Origin of the sequence: Zhongshania sp. (genome assembly GCF_041623545.1) — a bacterium.
Classification (GTDB): domain Bacteria; phylum Pseudomonadota; class Gammaproteobacteria; order Pseudomonadales; family Spongiibacteraceae; genus Spongiibacter.
On sequence record NZ_JBFJWS010000167.1, the window covers coordinates 1 to 7,033 of the forward strand.

Sequence of the window (7,033 nt, forward strand, 5' to 3'; positions counted from 1 at the left end):
AATCCAAGTAGGCCTTCTCGGTGTACGTCTTTAATGGCATTTGTTCGACGCCGTCAGCGCCAATCACGATAGTATCCGACATACGGTGCTATTTAATCCTTAAACAATGATTCTAGGGCCTTTCCACACTCAATTGACTCCTTTTACTGGACGTCACTTAGTTGGAACAAGCCGTGTTTAATACCACTCATCAATACAGCGAGCAATGTTTGACTACGCGACATCCCTCACCATACGGGTAATTACGAAGGGTTATATCCGCCCAGACTCCTATAATTGGTTACAAGTTGATCAAAGGAGATCTGAAATGGCCGCCCCAAAAGTTGTTAGACTAGCAGAATATCGTCAAAATACGCAGCAGATGCATATCGACGACATTAGCGCCCAGGCCTTTCTGTTCCTACAAGAGCAAGCCCAGGAGCACGACCTGCCCATGCGAGCGCTGCTCAGAGAGCACTTACTTGGCCTAGCCTGCGTCGTAAAAGCCGTCGAAGGCCTCGACGAGGCTCAAAACTGGCTAGCGATGATAAGTGACGAAATTAATCACGCGGGCAGCATTGAAATCCAGTAAGCACCTCAATGTGCGGTGATTTTCTTTTCACCGCAACGCTCACACAAGTAAATCGTCACTAACTTCCCCTGTTTTACATCAAACTGCTTGGCTTTATCGACCCGCCACTTATGATGCCCCTCGCGACATAAACTACTCGCTGGCTTGCGCCCTACTGGGCGACGTTTAAAGGGGATGACCTCGCCCATACCGTTTCTCCATTATATTCAGCCCCGCAAAGCTACCACTGGGCGAAATTCACGATTACTATACGCGCCTTAAGATTGCGGTGCGATATTCAATCGCGACGAGGAGACAAGATGGAAATTAGCAAAAATAAGGTGGTGTCATTCCACTACGAGCTTCGCGATAGTCAGGGCACGGTATTAGAAGATAATTTCAAGGATACACCCTCCCTGTATATGCACGGCGCAGACAACATCATCAGTGGCTTAGAAGCCGCAATGGCCGGTCATAAAGTCGGTGATGAATTCGAAGTTACCCTCGCACCTGAAGACGCCTACGGCAACGTAGAGCCGAATAAACAAGAGCGCATTCCGGCTAAATACCTCAAACACGAGGGCAAAATGAAGCCGGGCCAAGCCATTAGCTTTAATACTGACAAGGGCATGCGCCAAGCGACCGTTGTTAAAGTGGGCAAATTTGCGGTTGATATCGACCTCAACCACCCGCTTGCCGGCCACACATTAAGCTTTAAAGTGCTAATTAAAGACATTCGCGACGCCACTGACGAAGAAATTCGTCACCGCCACGCCCACGGCGAAGGCGGACACCAGCACTGAGCTTGGAGACGGTCAGTGGCGGCTTCGCCACAGGCCGGCGGCCTCAAGAATGAAATCCATTACGATCGCGCGATTTTCAGCGCCGCTCTGCGGATGGTTAAATGTTTCGATATGACCGCCATTGTAACTGAGTAGCTGGCGCGGCGAACCCGCCGCCGCAAAGAGTACCAACGCATTTCTATAGGGCACTACGGCGTCATTACGGCCGTGTATCAACAATAAGGGCAGCGGCGCGATCCCAGCTACTTCCGCGATCAAATCCTGTCCCTTCGGCATAGCCCAAGCCACTGGGTACTGAAAAGGCCAGGTCACGTAATTGGCGGCAGCCACCGTCTTGGCAATCGCACTATAGCCAGTAAAACTCGCGTCTAAAATCACACCAGCCAGATTCGGAATATTGCTGCGATGCCGAGCTACAACGACGCCCGCTAAGCTGGCGCCTAGACTTTGACCTAACACTAGAATCGGCGTTTCTTGTTCTGAAGACTGATTTTGTAACCATGCCAAACTCGTAAGAATATCTTCCTGCGCCGACACCACGCTTGGGCGCCCAGCTGAACGGCCATAGCCGCGATAATCGATCAGCAAAACATTCACGCGCTGCGCTTGCAACCAATAGACACTAGCTAAATGGGTACTAATATTTTCAGCGTTACCGTGGGCAAAAAGGACTGTCGCCAGCGCCTCACCCTCAGCAGGCAGCCACCAACCGTGAAGATGAGTATCGGCCCCCACGGCAATACGCACATCGCGATATTTCAGCCCAACATCTGCCGGCGTCCGCAGCAATTGCTGCTGCGGAAAAAACAACAGACTCTCACAGCCACTCAAACCCAAGCTTAGCAGCGCCAATACAAAGGCTTTATGAATTCTCCGAATAGGCGGACTGGCGCTCAAAAATAATGCCGCCATTGTAGTTCTACTCCCGTCGATTCGCCCCAAGGTTGATGGCGATAATCAATCACAGCACGCAGCGCATTTTCACGAGAAAATGCCCAGTTACTGCTTAAACTGACGTGACGACGCTCCCCGTCGCCACCAAAATCACTATAACTAAAGTTCAGTTCTGTCGCCAACTCAGCGCCCTGCCACAATTGCCCCAAGACCATTTGCGGCGCCAAACGCAGATGCTGCTTGGCATCGCCGTTGTACTCAAGGCGCAGCCCCGGCAGGGCATAAGCGATTCCGCCCAATACCGCGACACTCGCCCCTGCGCCACCGCTAATACGGCTCACCAAGCTCTGCTCGGGAGAATCATCTAAGCGCTCAAGCCCGGCATCGATTTGCCAGCTAAGTGGGGAAAAAAAGTCATTACGGGGTGCCAAGGAACGGATCGCCACTGGATCAAAGCGCTGCAATTGGGTTTGCTCATCACCAGCTTCTCGATCGCCTTGCCAACGCACTTCGAGACGGCCCATACTCAACGTCGCTCCAGCGGGGTAACCGGCCGCAGAGTCCAAGGCATCGTGATAACTGATTCGCCACTCGGCGGTACTGTACTGACGATCATTACGGGAACCCACGTTTATCGCAAATAGCGACGTTGGGTGGCCTCGATCTGGCTGCGCCGGTGACTCGGCCCGTGGCCACTCGATCGCCCCGTAGCGCTGCACCTCCCGAAGTAAGGCTAAGCTCCGCGCAGCGCCTGCACTACTGCGCTGCTCACGATTATCGCTGTAGCGCAAATAGCGGTAGGCTGCCATCGCCATAGCTTGCCGCTCAGCACCTGAATACTGAAGAAATTCAGGGCTATCGAGACTATTACTTTGCTTTGCTAAGGTTTTGATTATGCGCCGTTGCGCGTCGTTAAAGCCCGCCAATAGCATTTCAAGCTCAACGCGTTTTGAAGCTCGGTATTCTGGCTCACGCACCAAACCAGCATCGATAACTGCGCGCACGGTATCCACCGGCATCGCCGCACGAACAAAGCGTGAGGTTAAATCCACATCCGGCAGTACAACTTCTAACAATTCAAGTAAGCGAAAGGAGCAGTTTTCGTCGAAATAATAATAATCAAAATTAATCCCGCGCAACTCCCAAGTATGCGCCAACAAAGTATCAATTTGAGCTGAATTTAAATCCAGAGGGTACTCCCACATATCTCGATTTTCTAAGCGGCTATATTCCTGAATTTTTTCGTAGTACGGCTGCATGCTAAACAACCCGGGGTAGCCCCCTAAGATTCCCCGGTAAGCGTATAGCATGCCGTTTTCGCCGGGCGGTATACTCGCGGCAAAATTCAAGGCGTAAGATAGAAATGCACTCTCGCTGCGCGCACCCGCCGGGTCAAGTCGCAAAAAGGTGTGACCGTACATTGACGAGGGGCTGTTTAAATAACTCGCCGCCAATACCAAAACTATCCGGTCGATATCGATTTGTTTTCGCCACTGCTGATAATCATCGCAATTCGCTAACAGCTTATCGGGCAATAAGCCCTGCTTCTTCAGCCACTGGTAACGAGCGGGAAAACGGCATGCAGTCGTCTCCGGCGTTTGCGTAAAGGCCGCTAAGGTCGCGCCGAGCTCTGCAGAGCGATTACGCGCGCCATCTTTAGCGAGAAAAAATCGGGGGTCGTCAATATAGCTGCGCTCATTTTCGCCCCGAGGAATATGTAGCAAAGCTCGCCACGAGCCACTCAGCGCTAGCTCGCTTAGATCTACGCTATGGGGATTTGCATCTAAAGCTAGTGAGGAAACGCTGAATACAAACCCCATCATTCCAGCAAGTAAACGCCCCATAATATTCCTTGTATAAAAAAACGGCCCCGAGGGACCGTTATCGCACTGAAAAAAGAAAACTTAGGCTGCGTATTTCGCTAAGCGCTGATCACTTTTCATGATTTGAAACATGGACGCCACCACCGCATCAGCACTGACATCACCCTGTGGAAACAGACTGTCAAAGTGCTGGTGCATTGCCGCCTTAAACACAGGGCGATCTTCTGCACTAATACCCAATGACACAGCAACAGCGGTTAATGCCTCGCCGTCGCCACGGGCAACGTCTTCTGAGAACTCATCCATGATGGCGCCGACATTAATCATTTTCTTGCCGCCGTAGGTCAAGGTACCATCTGCTGAGCAACCATTGGTGCCCAAGGTCATACCAAAGGTGTTATTGCCTGATGTGCCATTGGTGATCGACGCAACCAGATGTGACGGCAAGCCAGATTGACCAGCAAACAGCATATTGCCCCAACCACAATTCGGGCCGCCCGGTGCAACTGCAAATGAAGCGCTAGAAAAAGCCATCACAGCCGAGGCCAGTAGTATTTTTTTCATTCAAAATCCCCTTTGTTGTTTTATACATTTTTAACTGCATCCAAAGATTAACACAGCGGGCGATACTGTCTACGGCAAATATAGTTCGCCAAATAGCAAGTACCGTAAATATTGAGACAAAAAAAACCCCGCAGTGCGGGGTTCTGGTTAAGCAAGTAAGCTGCGCTTATTCAGCGGCTGGCTCACCCTGCTCTTCAGTTGCCGCTTCCGCCGCAACTTCTTTAATCGACAACTTGATACGACCACGGGCGTCAACGTCCAGGACTTTAACCTGTACATCTTGGCCTTCGGTCAAGTAGTCGCTAACGTTCTCTACACGCTCATCAGAGATCTGTGAGATATGAACAAGACCGTCTTTACCCGGCAGAATCGTAACAAAGGCACCGAAATCAACGATACGCGCCACTTTACCGGTGTAAATTGCACCGACTTCAGCTTCAGCAGTAATCGCCAGAATACGGTTAACCGCATCGTCACGTGATGCCGCATCAGAACCGTAAACGCGAACAGTACCGTCGTCTTCGATATCGATCTGCGCACCCGTCTCTTCGCACATGCTGCGAATAGTGGCGCCGCCTTTACCGATAATGTCACGGATCTTGTCAGAGTCGACTTTCATTACGTGCATGCTTGGCGCATTGTCCGACACATCACTGCGCGAGCTTGCCAAGATTTGGTTCATCTGACCAAGAATCAATAAACGGGCCTGCTGAGCCTGCTCCAGAGCGACTTCCATGATCTTCTGGGTAATACCCTCGATCTTGATGTCCATCTGCAGTGCAGTGACGCCGTCGGCGGTACCAGCAACTTTAAAGTCCATGTCGCCAAGGTGATCTTCGTCGCCGAGAATATCGGTAAGAACCGCGAAACGCTCGCCTTCCTTAACCAGACCCATCGCGATACCAGCAACAGGTGCCTTCAGCGGTACACCGGCATCCATCAGCGACAAGCTGCCAACACAGACCGACGCCATGGAGCTTGAACCGTTAGATTCAGTGATTTCTGATACAACACGAATGGTGTATGGGAATTCTTCAACACTCGGCAATACTGCTTCTAAGCTGCGACGTGCCAAACGGCCGTGACCGATTTCGCGACGACCTGTGCTACCCATACGACCGCATTCGCCCACAGAGTAGGGAGGGAAGTTATAGTGCAACAGGAAGTGATCTTTAAACTCTCCCTGCAGTGCGTCAACAAACTGGCCATCGCGCGACGTACCCAATGTTGCCACACCAATCGCCTGAGTTTCACCGCGAGTAAACAATGCGGAACCGTGAGCTTTGCCCAATACGCCAACTTCAACATTGATTGGACGTACAGTACGACCATCACGGCCATCAATACGTGGCTCGCCATTAAGAATACGCTGGCGAACAATTTGCTTTTCCAGCTTGGCAAAAACGCCTTTCACATCATCTGCGCTGTACTGTGCATTTTCACCAGTCGCTAATGCGGCAATCGCTTCATTGCGTAATTCGCTAACTTTGGCGTAACGCAACATTTTATCAGTAATGCGGTAGGCATCGCCCAGACCTGCTTTAAAGCCTTCGGCAACGGCACCCAGTAAAGCGGTATTTTCCGCTTCTGGCTGCCAATCCCAAGCAGGCTTACCGGCGTCAGCCGCAAGCTCTTTAATCGCTTGGATAACAGCCTGCATTTCTTGGTGCGCGTAAAGAACGCCACCCAGCATTTGATCTTCAGTCAGCTGCTTAGCTTCTGACTCAACCATCAATACAGCGTCTTGAGTACCAGCAACAACCATATCCAACATGCTGGTTTTCAGCTGTTCAAACGTCGGGTTTAGGATATAACCGTCTTCGGCAGTGAAGCCAACGCGGGCTGCACCAACTGGACCAGCGAACGGCGCGCCAGAAATAGCCAGTGCTGCAGAAGTACCGATCAGCGCCGCGATATCTGGGTCGTTCACTTTGTCTGCAGACATTACCGTACAGATAACCTGAACTTCGTTCTGGAAACCCTTAGGAAACAGTGGACGAATAGGGCGGTCGATCAAACGTGACGTCAGCGTCTCTTTTTCAGAGGGACGCGCTTCGCGCTTAAAGAAACCACCGGGGATTTTACCCACGGCATAGGTGCGCTCTTGATAGTGCACAGACAACGGGAAGAAGTCCTGACCTGGCTTGGCAGATTTTGCTGCAACCACAGTACACAGAACTTGAGTTTGATCGATAGTAACCAATACCGCACCGCTAGCCTGTCTGGCTATACGACCGGTTTCCAGAGTGACAGTTTGACCGCCCCACTGGAATGTTTTAGTAACGGGATTCACGGAGTAATTCCTCCCAAAATAAGGATGATAAAAGTAATAAGGGGGCCTCTAAGGCCCCCTCACTTATTCTTCTTAGCGACGCAGACCTAAACGCTTGATCAGTTTG

At 51.2% G+C, this 7,033-nt stretch carries 7 protein-coding genes; 2 read left to right on the forward strand and 5 right to left on the reverse strand.

The features are described 5' to 3' along the window. Positions 1 to 307 precede the first annotated feature (307 nt). Positions 308 to 571, forward strand: coding sequence for a hypothetical protein (locus tag ABYT30_RS13340; protein ID WP_373081125.1), 264 nt, complete (start codon positions 308 to 310; stop codon positions 569 to 571). A gap of 5 nt (positions 572 to 576) precedes the next feature. Here ABYT30_RS13340 and ABYT30_RS13345 read toward each other — a convergent pair whose 3' ends face one another. Beyond that, positions 577 to 759 carry a hypothetical protein gene (locus tag ABYT30_RS13345; protein WP_373081126.1) on the reverse strand — a complete coding sequence of 61 codons (183 nt, stop codon included), beginning with the start codon at positions 757 to 759 and terminating at the stop codon, positions 577 to 579. 111 nt (positions 760 to 870) lie between these two features. Between ABYT30_RS13345 and ABYT30_RS13350 the strand changes: the two genes are divergently transcribed. Further along, entirely contained in the window at positions 871 to 1,353 is a 483-nt protein-coding gene (locus ABYT30_RS13350; RefSeq protein WP_373081128.1) for a peptidylprolyl isomerase, read from the forward strand. Between the two features lie 12 nt (positions 1,354 to 1,365). On the opposite strand, the gene ABYT30_RS13355 is transcribed toward ABYT30_RS13350, so the two are convergent. The 4 genes from ABYT30_RS13355 to pnp all read right to left on the reverse strand — a co-directional run bounded on the left by ABYT30_RS13355 (position 1,366) and on the right by pnp (position 6,927). Further along, complete coding sequence (locus ABYT30_RS13355) at positions 1,366 to 2,265, reverse strand: alpha/beta hydrolase (RefSeq protein WP_373081130.1); 900 nt, start codon at positions 2,263 to 2,265, stop codon at positions 1,366 to 1,368. Continuing rightward, positions 2,247 to 4,091, reverse strand: coding sequence for a DUF4105 domain-containing protein (locus ABYT30_RS13360; RefSeq protein WP_373081132.1), 1,845 nt, complete (start codon positions 4,089 to 4,091; stop codon positions 2,247 to 2,249). The genes ABYT30_RS13355 and ABYT30_RS13360 overlap by 19 nt, the downstream gene beginning before the upstream one ends. Before the next feature lie 60 nt (positions 4,092 to 4,151). Further along, entirely contained in the window at positions 4,152 to 4,634 is a 483-nt protein-coding gene (locus ABYT30_RS13365) for a DUF3015 domain-containing protein (protein WP_373081133.1), read from the reverse strand. Positions 4,635 to 4,800: 166 nt separating this feature from the next. Beyond that, positions 4,801 to 6,927 carry a polyribonucleotide nucleotidyltransferase gene (gene pnp / locus ABYT30_RS13370; RefSeq protein ID WP_373096942.1) on the reverse strand — a complete coding sequence of 709 codons (2,127 nt, stop codon included), beginning with the start codon at positions 6,925 to 6,927 and terminating at the stop codon, positions 4,801 to 4,803. Positions 6,928 to 7,033: the final 106 nt, after the last annotated feature.